Annotated in this window: 24 protein-coding genes; 15 read left to right on the top strand and 9 right to left on the bottom strand. The window is 42.4% G+C overall.

Going from position 1 to position 25904, the window contains the following annotated elements; genetic code table 11:
* Positions 1 to 35: 35 nt before the first annotated feature.
* Positions 36 to 470, bottom strand: a complete 435-nt coding sequence (locus J8L86_RS18765; protein WP_055024138.1) for a thioesterase family protein — start codon at positions 468 to 470, stop codon at positions 36 to 38.
* A 153-nt stretch (positions 471 to 623) separates the two neighbouring features.
* Between J8L86_RS18765 and J8L86_RS18770 the strand changes: the two genes are divergently transcribed.
* Both J8L86_RS18770 and J8L86_RS18775 read left to right on the top strand, forming a co-directional pair.
* Complete coding sequence (locus J8L86_RS18770) at positions 624 to 1853, top strand: hypothetical protein (protein ID WP_211031273.1); 1230 nt, start codon at positions 624 to 626, stop codon at positions 1851 to 1853.
* 2 nt (positions 1854 to 1855) lie between these two features.
* On the top strand, positions 1856 to 2875 hold the full coding sequence (locus J8L86_RS18775; RefSeq protein WP_211031274.1) for a Solitary outer membrane autotransporter beta-barrel domain: 1020 nt from the start codon (positions 1856 to 1858) through the stop codon (positions 2873 to 2875).
* Positions 2876 to 2973: 98 nt separating this feature from the next.
* On the opposite strand, the gene mtnC is transcribed toward J8L86_RS18775, so the two are convergent.
* Positions 2974 to 3657 carry an acireductone synthase gene (mtnC, locus tag J8L86_RS18780; RefSeq protein WP_055024141.1) on the bottom strand — a complete coding sequence of 228 codons (684 nt, stop codon included), beginning with the start codon at positions 3655 to 3657 and terminating at the stop codon, positions 2974 to 2976.
* A 206-nt stretch (positions 3658 to 3863) separates the two neighbouring features.
* On the opposite strand from mtnC, the gene J8L86_RS18785 reads away from it, so the two are divergent.
* The gene (locus tag J8L86_RS18785; protein WP_065110497.1) at positions 3864 to 4316 is read left to right on the top strand and encodes a cytidine/deoxycytidylate deaminase family protein; all 453 of its coding nucleotides are present in this window, start codon (positions 3864 to 3866) and stop codon (positions 4314 to 4316) included.
* Between the two features lie 136 nt (positions 4317 to 4452).
* Here J8L86_RS18785 and hutI read toward each other — a convergent pair whose 3' ends face one another.
* Positions 4453 to 5679, bottom strand: a complete 1227-nt coding sequence (gene hutI / locus J8L86_RS18790) for an imidazolonepropionase (RefSeq protein ID WP_211031275.1) — start codon at positions 5677 to 5679, stop codon at positions 4453 to 4455.
* A gap of 226 nt (positions 5680 to 5905) precedes the next feature.
* Between hutI and hutC the strand changes: the two genes are divergently transcribed.
* From hutC to hutH, 3 genes are all read left to right on the top strand, one after another.
* Entirely contained in the window at positions 5906 to 6613 is a 708-nt protein-coding gene (hutC, locus tag J8L86_RS18795; protein WP_211031301.1) for a histidine utilization repressor, read from the top strand.
* 79 nt (positions 6614 to 6692) lie between these two features.
* Positions 6693 to 8366 (top strand): urocanate hydratase, encoded by a 1674-nt coding sequence (hutU, locus tag J8L86_RS18800; protein WP_065110499.1) that lies wholly within the window; start codon positions 6693 to 6695, stop codon positions 8364 to 8366.
* Positions 8366 to 9907: a histidine ammonia-lyase gene (gene hutH / locus J8L86_RS18805; RefSeq protein WP_065110500.1), complete on the top strand. Its 1542-nt coding sequence runs from the start codon at positions 8366 to 8368 to the stop codon at positions 9905 to 9907. Before hutU ends, hutH begins: the two co-directional genes overlap by 1 nt.
* Positions 9908 to 10011: 104 nt before the next feature.
* Here the strand turns inward: hutH and J8L86_RS18810 are convergent, their stop codons facing one another.
* Positions 10012 to 10551, bottom strand: a complete 540-nt coding sequence (locus tag J8L86_RS18810; protein ID WP_065110501.1) for a TonB-dependent receptor — start codon at positions 10549 to 10551, stop codon at positions 10012 to 10014.
* A 227-nt stretch (positions 10552 to 10778) separates the two neighbouring features.
* Here J8L86_RS18810 and J8L86_RS18815 point away from each other — a divergent pair, with 227 nt between their 5' ends.
* A complete protein-coding gene (locus J8L86_RS18815) occupies positions 10779 to 12047 on the top strand; it encodes a mechanosensitive ion channel domain-containing protein (protein WP_065110502.1) in 1269 nt (422 codons plus the stop codon).
* A 27-nt stretch (positions 12048 to 12074) separates the two neighbouring features.
* On the opposite strand, the gene J8L86_RS18820 is transcribed toward J8L86_RS18815, so the two are convergent.
* Positions 12075 to 12647 carry a lysophospholipid acyltransferase family protein gene (locus J8L86_RS18820; protein ID WP_211031276.1) on the bottom strand — a complete coding sequence of 191 codons (573 nt, stop codon included), beginning with the start codon at positions 12645 to 12647 and terminating at the stop codon, positions 12075 to 12077.
* A 574-nt stretch (positions 12648 to 13221) separates the two neighbouring features.
* On the opposite strand from J8L86_RS18820, the gene J8L86_RS21240 reads away from it, so the two are divergent.
* Positions 13222 to 13644: an SgcJ/EcaC family oxidoreductase gene (locus J8L86_RS21240; protein WP_065110551.1), complete on the top strand. Its 423-nt coding sequence runs from the start codon at positions 13222 to 13224 to the stop codon at positions 13642 to 13644.
* A gap of 668 nt (positions 13645 to 14312) precedes the next feature.
* On the opposite strand, the gene J8L86_RS18830 is transcribed toward J8L86_RS21240, so the two are convergent.
* Both J8L86_RS18830 and J8L86_RS18835 read right to left on the bottom strand, forming a co-directional pair.
* Positions 14313 to 15074, bottom strand: a complete 762-nt coding sequence (locus tag J8L86_RS18830) for an NRDE family protein (protein WP_065110504.1) — start codon at positions 15072 to 15074, stop codon at positions 14313 to 14315.
* A gap of 161 nt (positions 15075 to 15235) precedes the next feature.
* Positions 15236 to 16825 (bottom strand): metal transporter, encoded by a 1590-nt coding sequence (locus J8L86_RS18835; RefSeq protein WP_211031277.1) that lies wholly within the window; start codon positions 16823 to 16825, stop codon positions 15236 to 15238.
* Between the two features lie 225 nt (positions 16826 to 17050).
* Between J8L86_RS18835 and J8L86_RS18840 the strand changes: the two genes are divergently transcribed.
* The 3 genes from J8L86_RS18840 to J8L86_RS18850 all read left to right on the top strand — a co-directional run bounded on the left by J8L86_RS18840 (position 17051) and on the right by J8L86_RS18850 (position 21035).
* Positions 17051 to 17644 (top strand): YhgN family NAAT transporter, encoded by a 594-nt coding sequence (locus tag J8L86_RS18840; protein ID WP_055024154.1) that lies wholly within the window; start codon positions 17051 to 17053, stop codon positions 17642 to 17644.
* Between the two features lie 242 nt (positions 17645 to 17886).
* Entirely contained in the window at positions 17887 to 18171 is a 285-nt protein-coding gene (locus J8L86_RS18845; protein WP_211031278.1) for a hypothetical protein, read from the top strand.
* Positions 18171 to 21035: an immune inhibitor A domain-containing protein gene (locus J8L86_RS18850; protein ID WP_247663540.1), complete on the top strand. Its 2865-nt coding sequence runs from the start codon at positions 18171 to 18173 to the stop codon at positions 21033 to 21035. The genes J8L86_RS18845 and J8L86_RS18850 overlap by 1 nt, the downstream gene beginning before the upstream one ends.
* Before the next feature lie 70 nt (positions 21036 to 21105).
* Here J8L86_RS18850 and J8L86_RS18855 read toward each other — a convergent pair whose 3' ends face one another.
* Positions 21106 to 21696 (bottom strand): chorismate lyase, encoded by a 591-nt coding sequence (locus tag J8L86_RS18855; RefSeq protein WP_055024157.1) that lies wholly within the window; start codon positions 21694 to 21696, stop codon positions 21106 to 21108.
* 123 nt (positions 21697 to 21819) lie between these two features.
* Here J8L86_RS18855 and J8L86_RS18860 point away from each other — a divergent pair, with 123 nt between their 5' ends.
* Both J8L86_RS18860 and rlmF read left to right on the top strand, forming a co-directional pair.
* A complete protein-coding gene (locus J8L86_RS18860) occupies positions 21820 to 22176 on the top strand; it encodes a flagellar basal body-associated protein FliL (protein ID WP_231919234.1) in 357 nt (118 codons plus the stop codon).
* A 16-nt stretch (positions 22177 to 22192) separates the two neighbouring features.
* On the top strand, positions 22193 to 23332 hold the full coding sequence (gene rlmF / locus J8L86_RS18865; RefSeq protein ID WP_211031280.1) for a 23S rRNA (adenine(1618)-N(6))-methyltransferase RlmF: 1140 nt from the start codon (positions 22193 to 22195) through the stop codon (positions 23330 to 23332).
* Between the two features lie 135 nt (positions 23333 to 23467).
* Here the strand turns inward: rlmF and J8L86_RS18870 are convergent, their stop codons facing one another.
* Entirely contained in the window at positions 23468 to 24316 is an 849-nt protein-coding gene (locus J8L86_RS18870; protein ID WP_055024160.1) for a formate dehydrogenase accessory sulfurtransferase FdhD, read from the bottom strand.
* A gap of 420 nt (positions 24317 to 24736) precedes the next feature.
* Between J8L86_RS18870 and J8L86_RS18875 the strand changes: the two genes are divergently transcribed.
* Both J8L86_RS18875 and J8L86_RS18880 read left to right on the top strand, forming a co-directional pair.
* Complete coding sequence (locus J8L86_RS18875; RefSeq protein WP_065110510.1) at positions 24737 to 25201, top strand: DUF3305 domain-containing protein; 465 nt, start codon at positions 24737 to 24739, stop codon at positions 25199 to 25201.
* On the top strand, positions 25202 to 25819 hold the full coding sequence (locus tag J8L86_RS18880) for a DUF3306 domain-containing protein (protein ID WP_065110511.1): 618 nt from the start codon (positions 25202 to 25204) through the stop codon (positions 25817 to 25819). It abuts the gene before it with no gap.
* The last annotated feature ends 85 nt before the right edge of the window (positions 25820 to 25904 follow it).

A 25904-nucleotide genomic window follows, 5' to 3' on the forward strand; every position in this document is an offset into this window, starting at 1 on the left:
AACTATCTAATAACCATCTAATAACCACCCAATAGCTATTCGCTCGGTTCAGCGTGCTGCTTGAGGGCATCTAATAGCTCAGGCGTTAAAGTGGCTTTTTGACCTGTTTTAAAGTTAAACATCACTACGTTAGCCGTTCCTGTTGTTGTCACTGCTTGTTGCGCTTTACTGAAAATACGGTAATGCATGACAAAACGATCTTGTTGAATATCACTGATGCTGACACTGACTAGCAAGGTGTCTGGAAAGGTGACTGGGCGTTTATAGCGAGCATGAGTCTCGCTGAGTACTGGGCCTATGGATGTCTTAGCAAGATCGTCCATCATATTAATTTGGCTGAAAAAATCGATTCTTGCGGTTTCAAAGTAACGAAAATACACCACGTTATTGACATGGTTTAATGCGTCCATTTCGCCCCATGCCACTGGAATTTCAGTGATAATTGAATGCTGCTGAATAAACTGTTCCATTGTATTGGCTGTCCCTTTTAAAGTTAAACGCTTGTTTGATTTTTATTCAGAGTAACAGGCAATGAAGGCTTCAACAAGCTGGGAATATTTTGCTATCAAAAGAGCAATATGTTTTGATGATGTTAAACAATGTTTTGCTATGGAATGCATCGATTGAAATCAATAAATTATCCTCGCCTTATGCAGCTTTTGTATAAACCGGGAATCACATTAGCAAGTTTGCCAAGCGCAATATTGGGCTATCTCAAATCCATCATCAATAAATTAACAGTGGCGCAAAAGCTGTACTTCATTGCCTTCATATTAATGTTTACCACTGAAGGTGTGACTATGGTGGGGATCATTGCCATGATTGCAATGATGATTGAGTTTTGGCCCTTGTTCTCTAAGACTTGGCATAGCTTGGCGGGTAAAGCCTTTTTGCTATTGTTTTACGCCATTATTGCCAATTTTTCGTTAGTGTGGGCAGCCTCTGTCGTTAATGAAGTTTCAGGTGTTGATGCGGATCATTTAACCTATACCCACAACTTAGTGATTTTGTTGTATATGCCTGTATGGTTCGTATTGGTGAGTGGTGTCGCCTTAATGCTGCTGCAAGCTGTCATCCCAATTTATTTTGTATTGATGCCAGTACTTAGCTTGCTTGGCGTTAAATCAATACGTTTTACTAATAGTGAGCATTATCGAAAACGCACGATATTGCTACGAATGATATTGGCGTATGTGGTGTTAGCTAACCTGTATTTATTAAGTGATATTGAAAACACCTTTGAAAGTAGTGATCCCAGAGCAAAAATGATCAAATTGTTAGAAGAGGAAACAGGTGAAAAACCTGAAGATATTGATGCGGGGTTGCAAAAGCTCTCAGCCGTTGGTGCGAAAATTGTCGAAGGTAAGGCTGAGGGAGAGGCTGAAACAACTTTAGCTGCTGAGAATAATGACACAGAAAACCTTAGCTCTACTGAGCCTGCACCTGTTTCTGTTCCTGATTCTGTGACTGCAACTTCTAACGAAGATATTCCTTCTGATATCGCATCGAGCACTCAAAAGGTGATTGAGGATGCGGTACAACAATCAATTAAACAAGTGCAGCAAAACGAAGTGAAGCGTTTGAGTGTTGGAGCAGATGAAGCGGCTGAGCGACGTTACGATATTATTCGAGAGAGTTATCGCTTGATGGTAAGAATGACGATTGCCAATTTTATTTATTATTTTGAGGGCAATCAATTTTCTCGCTGTGAGTCTCAATTGAATAGTAAAGTGATTGAGTTAAATGACTATGAGATTTTAGAAATTACCCCCACTGACGCAAAAGCTAGTCGTTATGGTTACGAGTTTTTGGTTAAAGCTTGTGTTTCACCCGCATTTCCAGCAAAGGGTTAGCCATGAAAATGTTCAGCATCGGTAATTCGCCTATGGTTATTCGCTGGGGCTTTAGTTGCATTCTTGCACTCATAAGTCATTTAGCTTTTGCCAATACGGATATCACAGTGGATCAAAGTTTAAGTGATATCACTAAAGGCAACATTGCAACTGCGATTGTGTTGTCGGATGCGGGCTTAGTGACCTTAGGGGTTGTCAATTTTGATCCCAGTAACATTGTGGATCTGGATAATATCGATACTGGGTCTAAAGAATCCATTCAACGCCGCAAGGAATTAAGTGTTTACTCAATCCCTTGGGAAAGCAATTGGCTTGAGCTATCACCTGATTGGCAAACGGCCAGCTCTGTGAAGTTTTCATTTATTAATTCGAAACAATCTTTACAACTCTCTGATCAAGCGAACATGACTGAAAAGCTCGATGAAAAGAGTTATCTATTATCTGCTGAGCAGCGCTGGCGGTATGAGTTATCTTCGAATTGGTGGTTGCAGCTTGGCTTAGGTGGTCATTATATTTGGTATCGAAATCATTTTGATTATAGCCCAGCACTTGAGGGACTGCGTCAAGACTTTGATGGTGAGGTATTTAATACTTCTTACGATGCCTGGATGGTAGATCCTACGTTTGAGTTACATTATCAAGGCACGCTTTGGGAAAATAAGTGGCAGTTTATAAGTCGAGTTAATTACGCTTTTGGCAATATCGTCAATGCAGACTCACCTGAACAAACAGGTACTCCCCATGTTGGCCGTTTTAGTAATACATTTATTTATCATTACCCACTGCCTGAGCTGATGAGTTATCGCAATGAAATGCGCTTTTTATTTAAGCGAATAGACTTAACCGGTGATGCAGTCGATAGCATGGGAACCAATCATTATTATGAAACGGGTTTAGGTTGGCTCGTTGAAACGCCGTCTTTATCATCATGGTTAACCAACATTGGTATTGGTGTGACGGTGAATATTGATAGCGTATTAAGTGGCGGCAGTGTGGTGTTACTTTTTAATGAAGAGATTTAACCCACTAGCGTTATGTGCCAGATAATAAAAAACGACCTTTGGGTCGTTTTTTATTAGGGCGTTAAGCGCGTATGGGTTACAACGCTAAATTTGCAGGCTTAGCAATCAATAGGTAAAGCCGAGAAATCGCTAATTTGTGCAAACTTAGCGGTTTTTTGATTGTCAAAACGCACCATTTGGCAAGTATGTAACCCTGCTGCGTCAGCCGCTTTTAACTCTTCAATCACATCAGAGATAAACAAGACTTGTTTAGGACTTAAGCTCACGGTATTGAGAATATTACAGTAAGCTTGTTTATCTAACTTGTTACCCGTACGGGTATCAAAATGACCGCTGAATTTAGGTGTTAAATCACCTGCATCGCTGTGACTGAATAGCATTTTTTGCGCTTCAGCTGAGCCAGAAGAGAAACTGTAAATACGGATGTTTGCCGCTTCAATACGTGGAATCGCATCGATAAAATCTGGGTAAATATGACCGGTAAATTCACCACTAGCGTAACCCTGTTTCCAAATTAGCCCTTGAAGGGTCTTAAGTGGTGTCGCTTTACGGTCTTCATCAATCCACTGTGACAGGATTTCTGTAACACGTTCGATAGAGGCGTCTTGTTCTAAAGCAAGATCACGTACGTCACTAATACAGTATTCAACCAATGGGTTATGTTGATTCTTACTCAGAAAATCGCCCATGGCTTTTTTTGAATAAGGGAATAGTACATCGTGAATAAAATCTAGATCAGTCGTGGTGCCAGCTGTATCTACGATAATCGCTCTAATACCCATAGTGTCTACGTACTCCAATCCTTAAATGTGCTTGCTCAAGATCCTAAGCTTTATTAGGTCTGATGGCTAGTCAATTTGAACAACAAAGATGAGGATTACTCAAATCAATGATATTGCACTGTTATTTGCTGCCAATGTTGCTAACTTTAGGTATTATGAATAGATAAAAGCCAAGTTCACACTCAGCAAGCAAAAGGGGAGCCGCTATGATTTCAAAATGGGCAAAACGATTTTTTCAGATGGCTGAGCTTGTCGGTTCATGGAGTAAAGATCCGTCAACTCAAGTGGGTGCGGTGATCACTAAGCATAATCGGATTGTTTCTGTCGGTTTTAATGGTTATCCCCATGGGATTTCTGACAGCGCTGAAACTGATGATCGTGATATGAAGTTACTCAAGACCTTGCACGCAGAAGAGAATGCGATTTTATTTGCTAAGCGTGATCTTGATGGCTGCGATATTTGGGTGACCCATTTCCCGTGTCCTAATTGTGCTGCAAAGATTATTCAAACAGGGATTACTGGGGTATATTGCCCAGAGCAAAGCCAAGATTTCTTATCTCGCTGGGGCGATAAAATCAAAATTAGCCAAGATATGTTTTTGCAAGCCGGTGTTAAAGTGAATTGGTTACCTGTTGATGCACTGAAAGACGACGAGTGATCAGATAGACAGACAGTACACAGATATAATAAATGCCGACAAATGTCGGCATTTTAATAAGCGAGATATTCTCTTGGCTATAGATTACTTTTCAAACTAGTAACAGAGAAAAGTCTTTAGTGACTAAATGAATAAACTATTGATGAACTAGCACACCATTTTTGACGACATCTTTACATGGATTCACTCCATAGGCGTAGGCCAATTGAGCTGGTGTGGCAATATCCCAAAGACAGAAATCGGCCTGCATACCTTGTGCAAGCATGCCAACATTTTGTTCTATTCCTAACGCTTTGGCTGCGTTTACCGTTATTCCTTTTAATGCTTCTTCTGGGGTGAGTTTGAATAAAGTGCAAGCCATGTTCAACATCAATAAGGTAGAACAAATAGGCGATGAGCCAGGGTTAAAGTCGCTAGCAACCACAATCGGCACGTTATATTGACGTAATAGTTCAATCGGTGGCATTTTCGTTTCACGCAGAAAATAAAACGCTCCAGGTAGTAAGGTGGCGCAGGTGCCACTTTCTGCAAGTGCTTTAACGCCAGCTTCATCAAGGTATTCAATATGATCGACTGATTTTGCGCCCAACTTAGCGGCCATCGTCGAACCGCCCATATTAGACAGTTGCTCGGCATGAAGTTTTATTTCGAGGCCTGCCGTTTTTGCGGCAGTTAATACTCGCTCTGTTTGGTCAAGGTTGAAGGCAATATTTTCACAAAAAACATCAGCAGCATCAGCAAGATTTTGTTCAATAACGGCAGGTAACATCGCGTTAATGACGAGATCCACATAGGCCTCTGTATCATGTTTATATTCTGGTGGAATAGCATGAGCGCCAAGAAAAGTTGTTTTTACATCGACATGATGATTGCGCCCTAGTTCACGTGCAACCTTGAGTAATTTCACTTCAGTCTCGGTATTTAATCCGTAGCCTGATTTAATCTCAACTGTCGTCACCCCTTCTTTGGCTAGGGCATTGAGGCGTTGACGACCGAGATCGAATAATTCAGCTTCTTCCGCTTCACGGCAAGCATTTACTGTCGAAATGATACCTCCTCCAGCACGAGCAATATCTTCATAGCTTGCGCCTTCAAGTCGCATTTCAAACTCGTTGGCACGGTTGCCTGCGAACACTAAATGAGTATGGGCATCAATAAGGCCAGGGGTTATCCATCCACCACGACCACGATACACGGGCATATCAAATACATCAAAGTCAGGTAATTCTTTGCGTGGTCCAAGCCAAGCAATTTTGCCGTCTTTAACTGCAATAGCGGCATCAGTGATAGCGCCATAAGCTGCTGAATTATCTGGATCCATAGTAGCAATATTAACGTCAATCCAAACGTGGTCCCACGACATGGCAACTCCTGAGCGTAAAATTAATTATTCGATTAAGGCAAAACAATACTTGTTTTAACTTGTATATACAAGGTAAGGTTAACGCCGAGTTTTTAATCGTAACGTGGGTTAATTCACCAAAATAAGCAAGTTTTAGGCAGTTCTATTCATGAAAACCCTATCGCTTGCCACTAATAACCCTCTAGCGCGTGCAACTACAACACATTTTACTCAAATGGATAAGACGATGGCACTAGCAAAATTTGCACAAATTAAGCAGTACATTTTAGCGCGCATTGAAGCGGGTGAATGGCAAGAGAATGATCGCGTGCCTTCTGAAAACCAGTTAACTGAGTTGTTTGATTGTAGTCGAATGACCGCACGTCGTGCATTAACAGAATTGGTGGAATCTGGAGTGTTAGAGCGCAGTCAAGGATTAGGTACTTTTGTTGCGGGGCTTAAATCGCAGTCTTCGCTATTAGCCATTCGCAATATTGCCGATGAGATTAAAGACAGGGGGCATGGCTACAGTGTTAAGCAACTTGAATTGGCACAAGTAAGTGCACCCAGTGCAGTGGCTATCTCGTTAGGGCTTGAAGAAGGCAGCCCAGTATTTTATTCAGTTTTGGTGCATTGCGAACAAGATAAACCTTTGCAAGTGGAAGAGCGTTATGTGAATCCGCAAATGATCCCCGATTATTTAAAACAAGATTTCAATTTGCTTACGCCTCATGAGTATTTATCTAAAGTCGCTCCCTTAACCGAAGCTCGCCATACCATTGAAGCCGTTATTGCCAATGAGCAAACCCAACAGCGTTTAGCCATTGAGCCTTCAGAACCATGCTTACAAATTTTACGTCGCACTTGGTCTCGAAAAGGGGTGGTGAGTTTTGCTCGATTAACTCACCCCGGCAGTCAATTCAGACTAGGTGGTCATTTAACGTTTAACCGATAGATTGTCATTTATAAAAACAAAAAAGTCAGGCTTTAGCACCTTTGAGTGTTAACAGTTGAAGATAATTGAAGGAAATATAATGAGTAATAGACACGACCCTAGCCGTAATATTATCGCACCTCACGGCACGACACTCGCCTGCAAAAGCTGGTTAACTGAAGCTGCAATGCGGATGTTAATGAATAACTTACACCCAGATGTTGCTGAGCGACCAGAAGACTTAGTGGTTTATGGCGGTATTGGCCGCGCAGCTCGTGATTGGCAATGCTATGACAAAATTATTGAAGTGCTTCAACGTCTTGAAGACGATGAAACCTTACTTGTTCAGTCTGGTAAACCTGTTGGCGTATTTAAAACCCATGACAATGCTCCGAGAGTGATTATTGCCAACTCAAACTTGGTTCCGCACTGGGCTAATTGGGAGCACTTCAACGAGCTGGATAAAAAAGGCTTGGCCATGTACGGCCAAATGACCGCAGGCTCGTGGATTTATATTGGTACTCAAGGAATTGTTCAAGGCACTTACGAGACCTTTGTCGCGATGGCAAAACAGCACTTTGATGGCAATGCAGCAGGTAAGTGGATTTTAACTGGCGGACTGGGTGGTATGGGCGGCGCACAACCCCTTGCTGGCACCATGGCGGGTTATTCAGTATTGGCATGTGAAGTTGATGAAACGCGTATTGATTTCCGTCTGCGCACTCGTTATGTGGATAAGAAAGCGACCTCATTAGATGAGGCTTTGGCCATGATTGATGAAGCTAATGCCATTGGCAAACCTGTTTCTGTCGGATTACTCGCGAATGCTGCTGACATTTTTGCGGAATTAGTTGAGCGCGGTGTGACGCCAGATGTGGTCACTGACCAAACATCTGCGCACGATCCATTAAATGGTTATTTGCCTCAAGGCTGGACGTTAGAGCACGCTGCTGAAATGCGTAAAACTGACGAATCTGCTGTAGTTAAAGCAGCTAAACAATCGATGGCTGTTCAAGTTAACGCGATGCTAGCGCTACAAGCCGCAGGGGCGGCTACCACCGATTACGGTAATAATATTCGTCAGATGGCATTTGAAGAAGGCGTTGAAAATGCCTTTGATTTCCCAGGTTTTGTTCCTGCATATGTGCGTCCGTTATTCTGTGAAGGCATTGGCCCTTTCCGTTGGGTCGCTTTATCTGGTGATCCTGAAGATATTTATAAAACCGATGCCAAGGTAAAAGAGTTAATTCCTGATAACCCGCATTTGCATAATTGGTTAGATATGGCCCGTGAGCGTATTGAGTTTCAAGGGTTACCGGCGCGAATTTGCTGGGTAGGGCTAAAAGACCGTGCACGTTTAGCTTTAGCATTTAACGAAATGGTGAAAAATGGTGAATTATCTGCGCCGATTGTGATTGGACGTGATCACCTTGATTCTGGCTCTGTTGCTAGTCCAAACCGTGAAACGGAATCGATGCTTGATGGCTCTGATGCTGTATCAGACTGGCCACTAATGAATGCCTTATTAAATACTGCTAGCGGCGCAACTTGGGTGTCGCTGCACCATGGAGGTGGCGTTGGTATGGGCTTTAGTCAACATTCTGGTGTTGTGATTGTGGCAGATGGCAGTGATGACGCTGCTGCGCGTTTAGGACGCGTGTTATGGAATGACCCAGCAACAGGTGTTATGCGACATGCTGATGCTGGTTACGATATCGCCATTGGTTGCGCGAAAGAGCAAGGTCTAGATTTACCAATGCAAGGAGTGAAGTAATGACGGTACAACATAGATTATTACTGAACCCAGGTACGCTATCACTGGCTCAGTTACGTAAAATTAGCCGTGCTTCAGTGAACATCACCTTAGCAGATGAAGCGATTGCAGACATCAATACCAGTGCTGGGTTAGTGCAACAAGTCTTAGATGAAGGCCGCACGGTTTATGGCATTAATACGGGCTTTGGCTTATTAGCCAACACTAAAATCGCGCCAGAAGATTTGCAATTACTGCAGCGCTCTATCGTGCTTTCTCATGCTGCTGGTACTGGGCAATATATGCAAGATGCCACTGTGCGATTGATGATGGTATTGAAGATTAACTCTCTGAGCCGTGGTTTTTCAGGTATTCGTTTAGAAGTGATTAACTTTCTTATTCAGTTGGTCAATGCGGGTGTTTATCCATGTATTCCTGAAAAAGGCTCAGTTGGTGCATCAGGTGACTTAGCCCCCTTGTCACATATGTGTCTGCCGTTACTTGGTGAAGGTGAAATGAGCTACCAAGGTCAAATCATCACAGCGACAGAAGGACTTGAAATTGCTGGGCTTGAGCCAATTGAGCTCGCCGCTAAAGAAGGTTTAGCTTTATTAAATGGCACCCAAGCATCAACAGCATTGGCGCTTGAAGGATTATTCCACGCTGAAGACCTCTTTGCTGCCAGTTCCGTGATTGGTGCAATGAGTGTCGAGGCTGCGATGGGCAGTCGCAGTCCATTTGATGCACGTATTCATGCAGCAAGAGGCCAAAAAGGTCAAATTGACTCAGCAGCTATTTTCCGTCATTTGCTAGGCGATGAGTCTGAGATTAGCCAAAGCCATGTTGATTGTGAAAAAGTACAAGATCCCTATTCACTGCGCTGCCAGCCACAGGTATTAGGGGCATGCTTAACCCAAATACGTCACGCGGCTGAGGTGTTAGCGGTTGAATCTAATGGTGTGACTGACAACCCATTAGTATTCCAAGATACTGGCGATATTATCTCTGGTGGTAACTTCCATGCAGAGCCTGTTGCTATGGCGGCCGATAACCTTGCTATTGCCATCGCCGAACTGGGATCGATAGCTGAGCGTCGTATTGCGCTACTGATTGACTCTAGCTTGTCAAAACTACCGCCATTTTTGGTGGAAAATGGTGGGGTTAACTCTGGCTTTATGATTGCTCAAGTGACAGCTGCGGCGCTGGCATCAGAGAACAAAACTTATGCTCACCCAGCATCAGTAGACAGTCTGCCGACGTCTGCCAACCAAGAAGATCATGTCTCAATGGCCACATTTGCTGCTCGACGTTTGCGTGATATGTCTGAAAATACACGAGGTGTATTGGCGGTTGAATTACTTGCTGCGGCGCAAGGGCTTGATTTCCGTAAGCCATTACAGCCAAGTAAAGCTGTAGCGAGTGCGAAAGCGCAGTTACGAGAAGTTGTTGAGTATTATGATAAAGACCGTTTCTTTGCGCCTGATATCGATAATGCAACAGACTTGCTATACAGCGCGAGTTTTAACCGTTATCTTCCTGCGGGTTTATTGGCGAGCTTTTAAATGTCGATGATGTAGTGCGTTGACTAAGTGAGAGTGATAACAAAAAGGACCGCAAGGTCCTTTTTTATTAGGGATTTTTATTAGGGATTTTTATTGGGAAAATATTACATGGTGACACCAATGGATATGACCGCTGCTTCTGAGTTGGTATCGTAACCTGCGCCAATCACAAAGCCATTCATAATGGTGTATCTGAGGCCGACTTCCGCTCCCCAGTCCTTTTGACGTTCACGCTCCCAAACAGGTTCAGCACCAACAATCAGTGGGACGATATTATCTGTGGTGTTTTCTTCGTAGATAAACGCCGTGGCGCCAGCGTACACACTCAAATCTTGAGTTAAGCTATAGCTCAAACCAAAACGCCACATGTACTCTTTAGCATAGCCTTCGCCAGGTTCTGGAACATCAATATCGTACTCACTGCCCCATGCATAGCCGATATAGTATCCCCAATCCGCATAATCAGGGTCAAAGTGTTTGGCTGCAATAGTGACACCAAACATGTCACCACGAGTATCAATATAGTCGACTAATAGGGCAACAGAAGGCTTGAACTGTTGAGGTTCCTCTGTGCTTGCTTGGGCGTGTTGGCTATATGTGACTAAGCTAAAAGTGAATAGTAAAGTGAGCCAAATTTTTTTCATGTAAACCTCTACCTGATTAGATGGCGCTATTGTTAGTTGCTAGAGGCTGGAGGTCAATAATTGCGCGTATTTTTCACGACATTGTCGTTGATTTTGGGTTAATTGTTAGCGACTTGTTTCATGTCAGTGAGTGGTTTTATGTGTCAGTGTCATATAATTGATTATCATTGCTCTTGCGAGAAATATGCTATGTTAGTCAGTGTTTTCAAGTGCTAAAGGAATCAATAGTGGATAACGAGTTACGTTCAGATATCGCCGCATGGTTATTAGAAGTTGGGGTAAATAGCCAGCCGTCAGATGGCCTCGCAACCTCAATTTTATTGTTTGCCAGTCTACTGATTGCAGCGATTGCTTATTACATTACTCGCAAGGTGTTTGTGAAAGCGGTCAATGCCATGATCCGTAAGTCAGCAGTGACTTGGGATGATATCTTTATGCGCTACGGCGTATTGGAGAAGTTAGCGCTATTGATCCCCATAATGGTATTAGATTTGTTGATACCCATTATTCTGACTCACCAAGACTTGCTTGGCACTATTATTGACCGAGCCATGAGTGTTCTCGTGGTTATTTTTGTTATCCGAGCTATTTATTCATGCCTTGATGCAGTGAATGAAATTGCCGATGTCAGACATATTAGTCGCCGACTACCGGTTAAAAGTTTCGTGCAGCTATTTAAACTGTTTCTCTTCTTTATTGGTTTTATCATTTCAATCTCTGTTATTGCGGATCAGTCACCAATCTATTTCTTGAGTGGTTTAGGTGTTGCGACAGGTTTAGTGATGTTGGTATTTAGAGATACCATTTTAGGGTTTGTTGCAGGTATTCAGCTTGCAGCTAACCGCATGGTGAGTAAAGGTGACTGGATCCAAATGGATAAATACGGCGCCGACGGTGCTGTTGACGAGGTCTCTTTAAATACCGTGAAGGTGCGTAATTGGGATAACACGATCACGATGATCCCAGCTTATGCATTGGTGTCTGATGCGTTTAAAAATTGGCGTGGAATGTCAGAAAAGGGCGGACGCAGAATCAAGCGCTCACTCAATATCGATGTTAATAGTATTCACTTTTTAACCGAAGAAGATATGACACGGTTATCTAAGGTGAACTACTTAAAAGATTATTTCCCGAAAATGGTGTCTGAAATTAACCATGCGAATGAACAAGTGAGCGATATTGAAATGCCAGTGAATGGCAGACGATTAACCAATGTCGGGACTTTTCGTGCTTATTTAGATGCTTATCTTAAAAATAATAATAAACTTCACAAGGATATGACCTTAATGGTGCGCCAATTAGCGCCAACGACTCAAGGTTTACCGATTGAGCTGTATGTGTTTACCAATGATACTCGTTGGGCATTTTATGAGGGAATACAAGCGGATATATTTGATCATATTTTTGCTATTCTGCCAGAGTTTGGCTTGAAAGCATTCCAAAATCCGACAGGTGAAGATATTCGCAGCATCAAGCCTGAAAGCGCTGCACATTAATCTCATTACGCATAAAGTCGAGCTTAACTAGCTCGACTTTTTTGTTTTTGCAGGTATGTATTCTGGAATAACTTTAGGGTGCTGACCTGAAATTCCTCGAAAAAAATCTAAAATTTGATTCATATCTTCGGTCATATCGCCACTGGTATTCATCGGTTGATTAATCACAATGGTTTTACGAGCAAAGTCGAGGCCGACAGTTATTATCGGAACTTTGGCTTTTGCGGCAATATGATAAAAGCCAGTTTTCCAACGTGTGACAGGGCTTCGAGTCCCTTCAGGAGCTAATGCCAATTTATATTGTGGATCTGCTGCAAACAATGCCACAGCGGCATCAACCATATTGTTATTTTTCCTTCGGTCTACTGGACTGCCACCTAATAATTTAAAGAACCAGCCCCAAGGGGGTAAAAACAATTGATGTTTGCCTAGAAAGTGAATTTTAATACCTAAGGCGAAACGGGCAATAATACCAATGATGAAATCCCAATTACTGGTATGTGGGCCAACGACCATAATGAACTGCCCTTGATGTGGTGCGCTCCCTTCAAATTGCCAGTGATTTATTTTGAGAAGCCATAAACAAAATTTGCGAAACATGGGGTATTTTCCAGTTTATTGTTACTATTTACGTTAGAATCTAACGATAAGATAATGAAATATTTTATGATTAATTCTGCAGTGCTAGTGAATGATATTAGTTTGTCACTCATAGAAAGTCAGATAATGAACGTGCTTATTTGGCCGAGAATAATCATACAAAAGTACTAAGTTGGCATGCCTTAAATGGAATATCAACACTTAGTCATGACAAGGAGAGTGTGTGAAGCACCTTACAATTTTTTGCCTTAGTGTAATAGCATACTGTATGTCGCCGCTAGTACTGGCTGTCGCGAATGACGCTAAGGTTATCGATGATACTCAAGTGACTGCAGCTAAATCTGACAATGATGTTGTTTTGGCGGAGCAAACCGAACAAGTGCTGAAAACGGTTCCGTTAAAGCCGGTGACAGATCAGGTTGTAGAAACGGGGGCAATTTCGCCTGTCGAAAGCGAAACTGCGCCTGACAAAGTAGCAACTGCAGCGAAAGATGATGCTGTTAATGAACTCAAAAGCGAGGCAGAAAAGCAACCTGACATCTATACGCCGACAACCCCCGTCGCTGCAGTGGATATTAACCCTGAAGATGCTGCCTCGATTTCCCTTGATGAGGTGAATGCGAATAGTGCCATTCCAACCGATAGGATCCGTGCGGTTATTTCGAATCAAGAAAAAGCATGGAACAGTGGTGATATTGATGCCTATATGCAAGGTTATTGGAAAAGCGATAAGTTGCGATTTGTGTCTAATGGCAAATACAATTATGGCTGGGACTCAATATTAAGTAGCTACAAACGCAGTTATCCGACACAAGAACGTATGGGGAAATTGAGCTTTAATGTACGTGAAATCAAAATGCTCAGTAATTATGCCGCACTCGTAGTTGGACGTTGGACACTTGAGCGTGCGAAAGATAAACCCAGTGGTGTATTCACCTTATTAATCGAGCGTATTGATGATAAATGGGTCATTACCCATGATCATTCTTCAGACTGATCGTCTGTTTTAATTGCACCATTAAATAGCTCCCGTCTTTAGTGTACAGGAGCTAATTTTTTCGCGACTTTAGTCAGAAGGGAAGTCTTCAGACTGATCGCGTGTTACATGCACCATTAAATAGCTCCCGTTTTTAATGTACAGGAGCTAACTTTTGTCACGGCTTTAGTCAGAAGGGAAGTCTTCAGACTGATCGCGTGTTACATGCACCATTAAATAACTCCCGTTTTTAATGTACAGGAGCTAACTTTTGTCACGGCTTTAGTCAGAAGGGAAGTCTTCAGACTGATCGCGTGTTACATGCACCATTAAATAGCTCCCGTTTTTAATGTACAGGAGCTAACTTTTGTCACGGCTTTAGTCAGAAGGGAAGTCTTCAGACTGATCGCGTGTTACATGCACCATTAAATAGCTCTCGTCTCTAGTGCACAGGAGCTATTTTTTTCACGACTTTAGTCAGAAGGGAAGTCTTCAGACTGATCGCATGTTATTTGCACCACTAAATAGCTCCTGTTTTTAATGTACAGAAGCTAACTTTTGTCACGGCTTTAATCAGAAGGGAAGTTTTCAGACTGATCGCCTGTTATTTGGATCACTAAATAGCCCCCGTTTTTAATGTACAGGAGCTAATTTTTGTCACGGCTTTAGTCAGAAGGGTTATCTTCAGCTTAGAGGCTAATAGTGAATTGCTGTTGGCCTAAATTTCTTCCTTTGCCGTCATAACGCACTTCTGTCAATTCTATGTTTCCGCGACAATCTTGAAGTACTACGCTGGTGGAACGAGTACCGTATTCAGGATGTTTGATGAAAATAGCCGACAGTAACCGCTCCCACTCAAGTCCAATGCCAGTATCGGGTAAATTGCTGTCTTGCGCTTGTGTTTGATCTCGCATTAGCTTAAGCATGTGGGGAATGTCGGGAGCGGCATGTTTTAGTACATGTTGTTCAAGTGCCATTTGTCCTTTAGCCATTTTTGGCCACACATCATCTAATGCGCCGTTACTGATGGCATGAAACCCTTTTTTGAGTTGTGTATTTTCTGCCGTGACGCTATTGAAGCACCATAGGTGTTTGTCGTATTGATAGACCAAATTAAAAGGGCTGTAGTTATCAGCATGTTGGGCAAGCCATTGCGGGTTGAAGGTGTTGTCATCAGCGAGCGCTTTTAGTACTAATTCGCCTCGACTGCGCATTCCATCTTCACTGGTTTGAAGGCGAATATTAGTTAGTGCTGCAAAATTGCCTAATTGATTTACCCCAAGCCAGGTTCCACCTGCTTGAAGATCTTTACCTGCCAGAATTTGTGTTGTGGCATCTTGCGGCCAAAAGTGAGCAGGCTCGGTAGGTCGGTGATGGAATTCATCTCGATTGGCACATACGATAAGTGGCCATTTAGGATGCATGTCGACAGCAATGAATAGGATGCACATGGATTCGACTTTTTTAAGGATGATAATTCATCATAACCTAAAAGCCGTAGTGGACAAGTTTTGCTTATTTGAGGAGCAAGTTCACTATTAAGTTAATAGCAAGAGGCAATTGATTTGCAACAGACAAGCGCTCTCGATGATCTCGAGAGCGCAGCTGGTTGTTAGTGCTTATGCTCTTTGTGTTGATGGCCAGTGTGTTGACTATCATCATGTTGATGACTGTGTGTATGGCCGTGCGCATGGTCATGATTATGAGCATTGAACTGAATCATTAAACGGCTGAGAAACTTCCTTGGGCCTAAACGTAACAAGCAAGCACTAAAAATCAGCCCGACAATGATCACCGCAGCCACATTTACGGTATCGGGTAAGGTGAGCATTTGATGCCAATCAACCAAGTAATTATTGGCGAATAATAATGCTAAAGCGATAACAGAGGCTAGAGCGATACGCATTGTCCAACTCATCAGTTTAAGTTGACTGATACTCAGCACTGGCGCTGCGATTAAGGCAAAAGCCACAGCCACATTATGCCAACCACTATACGCAAGCGATAAAGCCAATACTGCAGCGCCTAGGTTACAAAAGCGCATAGGTAGGAATACAACAAGTAGTAAGAAAACTTGCAGTGCTGGGTGCTCAAGGTGTACTGATGGGTGACCAATTAAATTAGCCAATATCAGACTTAATGCAATCCAAGGTGCGCTTCTATCCACTAAATGAGCAAAACCAAAGCGCCAACTGGATTGCGGAAGATTTTCGTGTGGATCGGTTAACTCAACCTTGCCTAGACTGAGTAATGCGCCAATGATTAGTAACCCAATTGCTTGATATATCGCAAACCAAGGGCCCAATAACAGCAAAGTAATAATTAAGGCCTCTGGGCCAGCAAGACGTTGCAGCCAACGGCTAGAAAGGCGCTCATTTTGCGGTGTTAATCCAGCCTTAAAGCGCAGGCTAGCAATAAGGTAGCTTAATATCAAAATAGGCGAAATGGTCAGAATCCAATTTAAAAATTGCCCTGAGCCGTGACTGTGGTGGCTATGAGCGTCGCCACCCGTATCCACTAGCAACAATACTGCTAGTAAGGCTACGCCTAATAGGCTGCCAATGCCTGCTTGATATTGGTAACGTCCGTGACGATCATCATTTTGATTGCCATGTGGTTGATGTAATACAACATGCAAAATAGAACCTGTAACAAATGCTTGCAGGTACACGGTATTTTCGATACTCAAATGTTGTAGCAGTTGTTCTCCGGCAAAATAGCCAACTCCCGTTAATACCATCATTGCAGCAAGAACGACGCTGGCCCATTGCGTGCCAACTTGCGGTTTCAATAACCACCAAATAGCGAGCCCCACAGGCAAACGATGCATGATCACGCCCAAGGCGAGCAATATGGAATTACCTTCCTGCTGGGCTAAAACCATCGCGCCGCCATCGGTAATGGTATGCAGCAAAAGGCCGGCAATACCTAATGTAAGTGTGACATTGTGGGTGATTTCAGAATAACGATGAAATAAGCGCTCACTGGCAGTTGGTCCCCATAAACCGAACACGACAAACAACAGGGTAATGATACCGCCATGTTCGAGGAGTTCAGGCAAAATGTGGATTAGCACTAATCCGCCTAACGAGACGAAAATAAATCCATCCAGGCCTTTTTGTAAGCCACTTCCTGAAGAGAAATAACGATAAAAAAGCGGACCGAATAAAAGTGCGATACAGCTGGCAACTAGATAGAGCATGGAATCCAAAAGAATCTAAGAAACGGAAAAAACAATCAAGTATATCCTAGTATTTGGATTAACTTAATACTTGTGGTGCTTGATTATTCATCATCATTAGAATTTACACGGTAAAGCATAGCCAAAATCGTGAGTATATAAACAAATCTACTGCTCATACCTCCAAAATCGCAGTATTAAGTATACAATGGCGATTCTTTGTTAATTATTAATAGAATAAATGTAATGGACATATTTTCAGCCGCTGTGATGCTGTTTTTAATCATGGACCCGTTAGGGAATTTACCAATTTTTGCATCAATTTTGCGTCACATAGAGCCTAAAAAGCGTCGCCGTGTATTGATACGTGAGTTACTCATTGCTCTAGCGATTATGTTGTTGTTTTTATTTGCTGGTGAGGCGATTCTCAACTTCCTTAATTTACGCCAAGAATCCGTCAGTATTGCTGGTGGTATTATCTTATTTTTAATTGCGATTAAAATGATTTTTCCGCAGCCTGGTGGGGTTGTCGGTTTAGCTGCGGGTGAAGAACCTTTTATTGTGCCAATGGCGATTCCTTTGATGGCGGGGCCGTCAGTGCTAGCAGCATTGATATTGCTTGCTCATAGTGACAGCTCACGAATGACAGATTGGACTATTGCGTTAGTCGCTGCTTGGGGTGTGAGTGCAGTGATATTACTCTTCTATAAAGTCTTTACCCGTATTTTAGGCGAGAAAGGCCTGACAGCGGTAGAGCGTTTAATGGGAATGGTGCTAGTGATGATATCTGTACAAATGTTCTTAGATGGTGTGTCGAGCTACATGAAGAGCACTGCATAAACAGCAAATGATCTTGTTTTAGGATAACTTCGTATTATTAGGCCGCAATAGCGGCCTTTTTTGTTTTTACTGTTTGACGATAATAGGCTGTAATTTAACTTAATAATTAGTCTGTTACCTCAGCAGTCTACCTGTATGAACATTGGCGTTGGAGCGGAGACAAAAAACCTTATCTGCCTGTTTGTAATCGCTGGGTAATAACTGTTAATGTTCAGTTAATCTACACTGTTATAAGTTGAATTATGAAACGGACTTTATTGGTACTTTTGAGCGCAAATTTGTTGGCTTGTAGTCATCAAGCTGCAATGCCTGAATCGGCCTCGCAACAACAGACTGCCCCTATACCAACAATACAATGCGGTGCAACGCCACCTCCATTAAATACTCAAGGGATTAGAAACAACTTGCTAAACCGAGGTGATATCACGCCTGAAATGACAGAGGCAGAACAGCAAGCTGTTATTAATGAATATATTGCTAAACGCAATGATGCCTATAAAAAATGTCACAAAGGGAAGTCGTTATAATGGTTAGTTTTAAGTATTCTCAATTAGGTTTTACTCCGTTAGCACTGACTTTGTCATTAGCATTGAGTGCTTCTTCAATCGCTGCGCCTGTTAAATACACGTCACCTGCCGATGCCGGTGTTATCAATGAACCGCAAATTATTTACTGGCTAACCAAACGTGGTGAGTTAAGCCCTGATGCTACCGAGCTGCAAAAACAGCAAGCTGTTGCAGAGTTTACCCGTAAAGCACGGGCAAATAACTTAGCGGTTCCTTTAAATCAAACAAAACGAATTAATCAGGTTTTAGCGAATAAAAAACAGCAACAAAATGTCGCAGCAGTATCAACATTGGCCGATAGTGATGTTGAAAAAGCTGTGAATGTCTTGGCTGTTTTAGTTGATTTTCCGGACTTACCTTACAACGATAATCAATTAACCCCATCTGACACTGCAATGTATTACAGCGATTATGCTGTAGCGCATTATGAAGACATTTTATTTTCATCTAGCGGCTTTGCAGGACCAAACGGTGAAAACCTACAAACGGCTTATCAATACTTTGATCAAGCATCTGGCGGAACCTTCTCATTCAACGGAGAAGTTAAAGGCTGGGTAACCGCTGATAACAATGCTGCTTACTATGGCGGTAATGATGCTAATAATAATGACAATGATGTTGCAGTGCCTGAACTGGTGATGGAAGCTGTTACGAAAGCGGTTGCAGGTATGACGTCGGCGGAGCTTGCGCAATTTGATATTGAAGATCCTTATGATTTAAATAATAACGGCAATCTCGATGAAGCCGACGGCATGATCGATCACATCGTTATTTTTCATTCTAGCTTAGGTGAGGAAGTCGGTGGTGGCGTGCTAGGCACTGATGCTATTTGGTCGCATCGATTTTTTGTTGGCGCAAGTACATTTGGCTCCACGATTCCTGGCACATCAATGAAGGTCTATGGTTATACCGTGCAGCCTATCGACTCAGCCTCAGGGGTGATTACTCACGAGTTTGGCCATGATCTAGGTCTGCCAGACGAATATGATACAAGCTACGGCGGTGATGGCTCACCAGTAGGGAGCTGGTCGCTAATGGCTGGAGGTACTTGGGTAGGGCAAGCTGCTGGTGGGACATATATTCCTGGCACCAAACCGTCAGGTTTTAGCCCATATGCACGTTCATACCTGCAAGCGCGTTATAAGGGGAAGTGGGTCAATGAGCGCACTATTAATTGGGCAGAAATTGGTGAAACAGGCTTAAGTGCTGATCTTGTCAGTGCGGTGAATGCCGAAGAAGTGAATCAATTATCGATTCCGCTACCAGTAAGTAACATTGCTTTTAAAGCGCCTTATGCTGGCGAATATCAATACTACTCAGGTAAAGGGCACATGATGACCAATACCATGACGATTGATCTTGATTTGCCTGCGCAATCTCCCTTAATGCTGAGTTTTTATGCATTGTGGGATATCGAAGTTGATTATGATTATAGCCAGGTGCTGATTAACAATGTTGCAATCGCAGGTAATCATACAATTGCTAATAATCCGCTATATAACAACGTTAATCACTATATATCAGGGAAATCATCCGACATCAGTAGTGGAAGCGGCAGTGATGCGTGGGTTGAGCTGACATATGATTTATCAGCATATGCAGGTCAAAGCGTGGAACTGCAAATTAATTACATCACAGATCAAGCCGTAGGTGGCTTTGGGATGTTAGTCGACAATATTTCACTCACGGCTGAGGGTAGTGAGATCTTCAGTGATGACGCCGAAACCGTGTCATCGGTTAATGTAGATGGTTATGCTCGCATTGATGATACCGTCCCAGGCTTACCGCAGCGCTATATTGCACAGCTTCGCAATTATCAAGGCCTTGACGAAGGGTTAGAAAATATTGGCTATGAGCCAGGCGTATTGTTATGGCTAGAAAACAGCAATTACGAAGACAATAATGTCAGTGAGCATGCAGGTTATAGTTTAATCGGTGTTGTCGATGCTGACCAAAACTTGATCATGAATGGCAGTAGTGATGTGCAAGTGCGCGATGCAAGTTTTAGCCTGTATCCGCAAACGGCTTATGGTTCAGATAATCATTTAAGTAATCAAAGTCAGTTTGACGATAGTAACGACTTTAGTGCACCGCTTCAGCCGCAATCTGGCATGGTATTACAACAATTAGGCTTGAGTATGGATGTCACCGCTCAGTCGACCAGTAGCCAAACTGCGACTGTCGAGTTCAGCAGAAATATTGTTGTCTCAGATCCAGACGATCCAGAAATCACAGTGGATTTTGATGTTGTTGTGACTGATTTTGAGGCTGCTTTTACCGCATCAGTGCAGGGAGGTGATGGTGACTACAGTTATGTTTGGGACTTTGGTGAAGCTGGTGCTAGCAGTGATTTAGCTAATCCTACACATATCTATAGTAGCTCTAACGGGTTTGTTGTGACGCTAACCGTGACAGACTCAACAGGTATCAGTGCCAGTTATAGTCGTATAGTTGAAGTGGTGATTGAACTTTCAGCTGATTTTTCTATTGCCATTGTGGGCAGTAATAATATGACCGTCAAAATGACCAATAATACAACTGGTGGCTTTGGTACATTAGATTATTCATGGGACATGGGTGATGGCACGACATTAACGGGTGAAAACCCTGCTAATTACACTTATACAACTGAAGGTGAATATCAGATTATACTCACTGTTACTGATGAAAAGGGCAATGTAGAAAAAAGTGCCTGGACATTTTTCTTACCTGCAGTTGTTGAAGATGTACCCGATAATAGTGGTGAGAGTAGTGGAGGTAGCCTAGGTTGGTTATCACTGTTCATGCTGAGTTTATTGATGCGAAAAAGGCAGAGCCGTAGATAATAAACTGATGCAAAATAATAAAAGGCATGGTGTTTACCATGCCTTTTTTAATTGTAAATAAAACGATTTATCAGTCCGTGCCAGCCATTGAAGGTGCTAATTCACTATTGATAATTTTTACTGCGGCAGGGAGAAATATTTCGCTCACAATGATTTGCTGATCCGCCAAAGTAAAGTAGCGACGGCGTCCCCATAATGGCTCCGATACAGCTTGAGATAAACTCGTCGCGAGTTGTGCTAACTTACTACAGCTTTCGAATTCTGCCACTTCGATTTTGCCTGGCACAATATCATTACTCGAAAAAAGTAACTCACCAAGCGGCCTAGAGCCTAAACGTTTAAAGTTATGTTGCTGATGTTCTGTAAGGCTCTCTGGAATTAACGTGCGTGCAAATACCCAAGGTTTACCATCAAGGCAAAGTAGCACTTCTCTGACCCATACTCGGCTTTGATTAGGGCATTCACCTGCTAAAGGGGTCGTCAGGTGTTCGCCTAACACCTTTACTTCAAAATCTTGGCAACAGCTTTTTAATTTTTGGGTTAAACTGCCAGTGGCAAGTAACCATTCTTTTAAAGCTGTTTTTGGCATAGAATGGAAGTTCTCAGGTGAAAACCATTGAATAGATTCACCGTATGGAAAGCTTAAGCTGGTTACTGTCATTCATTACTCGTTAAAATTTACAAAACGGGTGCAGTTTATCACGACAACGCTTATATCAATAATGGAGTTTGATTAACGATGGCAAAGTACATATACGCAATTTTTCTTTCACTGATATTTTCAATGAATGTGCAAAGCGCAGATGAAAAGGCCTTAGAAAATTTTGCTTATTATGGTTTTGAACCTGATATTGTCACTAACTATATTTCTAATCGTAAGAAGTTAGGTTTTGTTAAAATCGGTGTCGAATTGATGGTGAAAGATCCTGACCATTTATTGCTAATTGAACATCATGACCCTTTATTACGCTCAGCCATTGTTGAAGTGTTAGGTAATCAAGCCGAAGATAAAGTGAAGTCACTCACTGGTCGTGAAGACATTCGCCGTGAGTGCTATGAAACGGTTAATAGGCTTCTCGCAGAAGAAACGGGTAGTGAATTAGTAGTGAATTTACTGTTTACCAAGTATTTGTACGATTAAATAGAGCACTGAATCTGTGACAGCACCTAAGGCGCCTTCTAAAGGCGCAGCAAAGCATTCGAAAAACGCTAAACTTGATAACAAGCCAGTCAAGAGTCAACGCCGACAGACCAAATCGATCAATAAGCACAGCAAAAAACCGCAGCAGAAGCTCACCACTGGGCAATTACCACCTAAAGCATTACACCCTCGAAATAAGCATTTGCAAGGTTATGATTTTGAAACACTTATTAAAAAGTGTCCCAAATTGTCCCACTTTGTTAAAACTAATCCTTATGGAAATCTATCAATAGACTTTGCTGATCCTGAAGCAGTAAAGAGTCTCAATGCCGCGATATTAAAGCTGGATTATGACATTGAACACTGGGATATTCCTGAAGGTTTTTTGTGTCCACCTGTGCCAGGTCGTGTTGATTATTTGCATTACATTGCGGATTTATTAAGTGTCAACGGCAAGGTGCCAAAAGGTGCCAAGGTGACAGCGTTAGATATTGGAACGGGCGCCAATGGTATTTATCCGTTACTAGGTATCCAGTCATATGGCTGGCAGTTTGTTGCCAGTGACATAGACCCTATCTCCATTAGTAATGTGGCTAAAATTGCTGAACAAAATAAGTCACTAACCTCAAAGTTATCATTACGTTTACAAGCTAACCCGAGTGCCATTTTTTCAGGCATTATCAAAGCTGATGAACGGTTTGATCTGACTATGTGTAACCCGCCGTTTCATCGCTCACTTGAAGACGCGACTAAGGGCAGCATCAAGAAAAATGCTAACCTCGCAGCAAATCGCGCCAAGAGAATGAAATCGAACCTTCATCAAGGTAAAACTGGTGTTGAGTCATCTAAAACAGACCCTAAGCTGAACTTTGGCGGACAAAAAGCGGAGTTATGGTGCGAAGGTGGCGAGCAACAGTTTTTGGCTAATATGATTAAAGAAAGCCAACAATTTGGAACTCAATGTTTATGGTTTAGTTCGCTAATTTCTAAATCTGAAAACTTAAAACCGTGTTATGCCTTACTCGATAAATTGTCTGTAGATACGGTTAAAACCATTGAGATGCAGCAAGGAAACAAGATTACTCGCGTACTTGCATGGAGTTTTTTAACCGAGAAGCAGCGTGAGCAGTGGGCTAAATTTCGCGATATGAAGTGAGTTGTTTAATCGATAACAAGCCCATTGCGAGCTTGTTATCAATAAGGGCCACTCTTTAACAGAGCTGGTTAATAGAAATGCTTAAAAGAGCTAGGCTAATAACAGTCAAATACAGGCCTATCTCATCACAGCGAATTACTTGGCTTTATTGGCATCAAATTCGATGTTTTCCGCGCCATGGTAGACCAAGAAATGACGACCTTTAGCACGTGCGATAATGGTAATACCCATTTTTTGTGCTAATTCGAGTCCCATCTGTGTAACCCCACTGCGAGAAAGCAGAACCGGAATCCCCATCTTAGCCACTTTGATCACCATTTCTGAAGTTAAACGGCCAGTGGTATAAAAAATCTTATCGTTGCCATTTTCACCTGCTAACCACATATCGCCAGCGAGTGTATCAACCGCATTATGACGGCCTACATCTTCGATAAATGCTTGAATTTGGTCATCTTGGCAAATACCGCAGCCATGAACAGCACCGGCATTTTTGTAAGTCTCGTTATAGGCGTTAATGTTTTTAAGTAAGCTATACAATACTGACTGTTTAAGCTGAGGTGTCGGCAAATTAATATCATCAAGCCCTTGCATAAAGCCACCATAAACCGTGCCTTGACCACACCCAGATGTGACGGTTTTTTCTGATAGCTTTTCTTCTAAATCTGCTGTTTTTTCAGCGGTTAAAATAGCCGCTGAATTGACGTCCCAATCAACAATAATTGACTCTAACAAGCTGGCATCGCTAACAAAACCTTGGTTTTTTAAGTATCCCAATGCTAATGATTCAGGCTTAGCTCCCAGTGTCATTAAGGTCACAATGGGTTGCCAGTTGAGGTACACAGTTAAGGGTCTTTCACAGGCGACAAACTTATCAATACTTTCGCCCAATTCATTGATTGCTTTTACTGGCAAAGTCAGTGGGACTTCGGCTTGGGTTTTAACAAGTTTAAGTGGGGCTTTTGCTGTGGCATTGGTTTGGGTCATTTACGTAGCGGCCTCTGACTGTGTCATCTGATACCAATAATGTCGGTATTTAAGACGAAAATCGTGATTAAAACTAACTGCCTATCAGCATAGCAACTTTTATACCTCCAATAGTAAGTAGATTGTAAATGCGTGATCTAACACCAATGTTTATCAGTGATAGCTAATTAACGTAGCCTTATGTCCTATTAAAATTAGCAATATGGACAAATTGTCCTACTCTTAAAGTGGAATTAGCGATCTAGGTCAAACTTTAGTAATCAATCCTTCTGGCACTATTTTTGCAGAACTATACGCATAAAGGAAACAAAACCTAATAACCCCAGTATTCAAAGTCATAAGGTTGTTAAATAACATTATGTATTTATTGGTTATTTGTTTGTTTCTTGTTGTTTTCTGATTTCATAAGGCAAAGCTTTTATGCAACATACTGAAAATGTTTGGCCTATTTACGTTTCACTGAAAAAAGTGGAAAAAATGGTTGGTCGCTGGCCGTCGGTTACGTGGGAGGTCGATCAAATCGTCCCTGCTTCTCATCAGGCACCAGAAGGCGCAACGCTGGTGTTATTTGAGCTGCACAAAGATGAGCGTGGTAGTTACCGCATCAATCTCGATATGGATAACACTATGCTTTACATCGTATGTGATGAGCTTAGTGATGGAACCTGGGTTCCTGCAGCTATCTCTTGCGACCAAAATGTCGCAGCAGGCTGTTTAGAATCTGAAACGCCAGTGCTCAATATTCCAATGCCAGAAGCGCTGGCTTGTTGGGTTGAAGCTTTTATAACGCGTCATGGAGAAGTTGAGATTTCAGCTAAGCGCCGTAAACATGTGAATCGCCGCAAGGATCAAGGCCCAAGCACAGATCACCTTCGGAGCCACTAAATGAGCGATAAACCAAGAGGATTTTTTTCTCGCTGGACTGAGCGTCGTGAGCAGGTTGAAGCTGAAGCTGCTGCTGATTTAGCAGCAAAAGCACAGGCAACTGAAACAGAGCAGGTAAGCCCTGAAGGTGACACTGAAACAGTTGATGCGCACACTGTTGAGACGGCTGATCCAGAAAAAATTCTTGAAGCTGAAGATTTACCTGATCCAGAAAAAATCGAGGTTGGTGGTAGTTTTGCATCGTTTATGGGAGCGAATGTTTCTCCTGCTGCAAAATCTGCAGCCTTAAAGGCTTTATGGAAACAACCACAGTATAACGAAATTGATGGCCTACTTGAGTATGCCCTTGATTACAGTAACCAACCTAAGTTGAGCCCTGAGGTTTCAGCTGAGTTGGCGAAAAAAGTTTTCCGCAACGTCATGAAAGATGAAGACAAAGCTGAAGATGAAGCGTTACTAGCAAGCGAGGGAGATGACACAGTTGGTGATGCAACTGATGCCCCGCAAGAAGTATTAAGTGAAAAGAGTGAATTAGTTGCGAAGACTGACCCGACTAACCAGAGTGATGATCTGGTTATGGCTTCAGAGGCAGAGATATCGCCTCAGCGCCAAGTTTAGGTCAGAAAACGTCGATAATTTAATGTCCACTATTTTAACGTGGTAGATGTCGTACTTATTGTTTTTAGCAGAAGTGATTAACTCG

The sequence above is a fragment of the Shewanella sp. MMG014 genome, from assembly GCF_018100775.1.
GTDB lineage: Bacteria > Pseudomonadota > Gammaproteobacteria > Enterobacterales > Shewanellaceae > Shewanella > Shewanella japonica.

What these genes read in the sequence shown, in the direction of transcription:
- hutI (WP_211031275.1), bottom strand. Translation starts at nt 5,679, where the DNA reads ATGTCGTGGGACCACGTTTGGATTGACGTTAATATTGCTACTATGGAT.
- J8L86_RS18860 (WP_231919234.1), top strand. Translation starts at nt 21,820, where the DNA reads ATGAATGTGCAAAGCGCAGATGAAAAGGCCTTAGAAAATTTTGCTTAT.
- J8L86_RS18870 (WP_055024160.1), bottom strand. Translation starts at nt 24,316, where the DNA reads ATGACCCAAACCAATGCCACAGCAAAAGCCCCACTTAAACTTGTTAAA.
- hutC (WP_211031301.1), top strand. Translation starts at nt 5,906, where the DNA reads ATGGCACTAGCAAAATTTGCACAAATTAAGCAGTACATTTTAGCGCGC.
- J8L86_RS18765 (WP_055024138.1), bottom strand. Translation starts at nt 470, where the DNA reads ATGGAACAGTTTATTCAGCAGCATTCAATTATCACTGAAATTCCAGTG.
- J8L86_RS18810 (WP_065110501.1), bottom strand. Translation starts at nt 10,551, where the DNA reads ATGAAAAAAATTTGGCTCACTTTACTATTCACTTTTAGCTTAGTCACA.
- J8L86_RS18880 (WP_065110511.1), top strand. Translation starts at nt 25,202, where the DNA reads ATGAGCGATAAACCAAGAGGATTTTTTTCTCGCTGGACTGAGCGTCGT.
- J8L86_RS18850 (WP_247663540.1), top strand. Translation starts at nt 18,171, where the DNA reads ATGGTTAGTTTTAAGTATTCTCAATTAGGTTTTACTCCGTTAGCACTG.
- J8L86_RS18835 (WP_211031277.1), bottom strand. Translation starts at nt 16,825, where the DNA reads ATGCTCTATCTAGTTGCCAGCTGTATCGCACTTTTATTCGGTCCGCTT.
- J8L86_RS18875 (WP_065110510.1), top strand. Translation starts at nt 24,737, where the DNA reads ATGCAACATACTGAAAATGTTTGGCCTATTTACGTTTCACTGAAAAAA.
- J8L86_RS18785 (WP_065110497.1), top strand. Translation starts at nt 3,864, where the DNA reads ATGATTTCAAAATGGGCAAAACGATTTTTTCAGATGGCTGAGCTTGTC.
- J8L86_RS18820 (WP_211031276.1), bottom strand. Translation starts at nt 12,647, where the DNA reads ATGTTTCGCAAATTTTGTTTATGGCTTCTCAAAATAAATCACTGGCAA.
- hutU (WP_065110499.1), top strand. Translation starts at nt 6,693, where the DNA reads ATGAGTAATAGACACGACCCTAGCCGTAATATTATCGCACCTCACGGC.
- J8L86_RS18775 (WP_211031274.1), top strand. Translation starts at nt 1,856, where the DNA reads ATGAAAATGTTCAGCATCGGTAATTCGCCTATGGTTATTCGCTGGGGC.
- J8L86_RS18855 (WP_055024157.1), bottom strand. Translation starts at nt 21,696, where the DNA reads ATGACAGTAACCAGCTTAAGCTTTCCATACGGTGAATCTATTCAATGG.
- J8L86_RS18830 (WP_065110504.1), bottom strand. Translation starts at nt 15,074, where the DNA reads ATGTGCATCCTATTCATTGCTGTCGACATGCATCCTAAATGGCCACTT.
- J8L86_RS18840 (WP_055024154.1), top strand. Translation starts at nt 17,051, where the DNA reads ATGGACATATTTTCAGCCGCTGTGATGCTGTTTTTAATCATGGACCCG.
- J8L86_RS18845 (WP_211031278.1), top strand. Translation starts at nt 17,887, where the DNA reads ATGAAACGGACTTTATTGGTACTTTTGAGCGCAAATTTGTTGGCTTGT.
- mtnC (WP_055024141.1), bottom strand. Translation starts at nt 3,657, where the DNA reads ATGGGTATTAGAGCGATTATCGTAGATACAGCTGGCACCACGACTGAT.
- hutH (WP_065110500.1), top strand. Translation starts at nt 8,366, where the DNA reads ATGACGGTACAACATAGATTATTACTGAACCCAGGTACGCTATCACTG.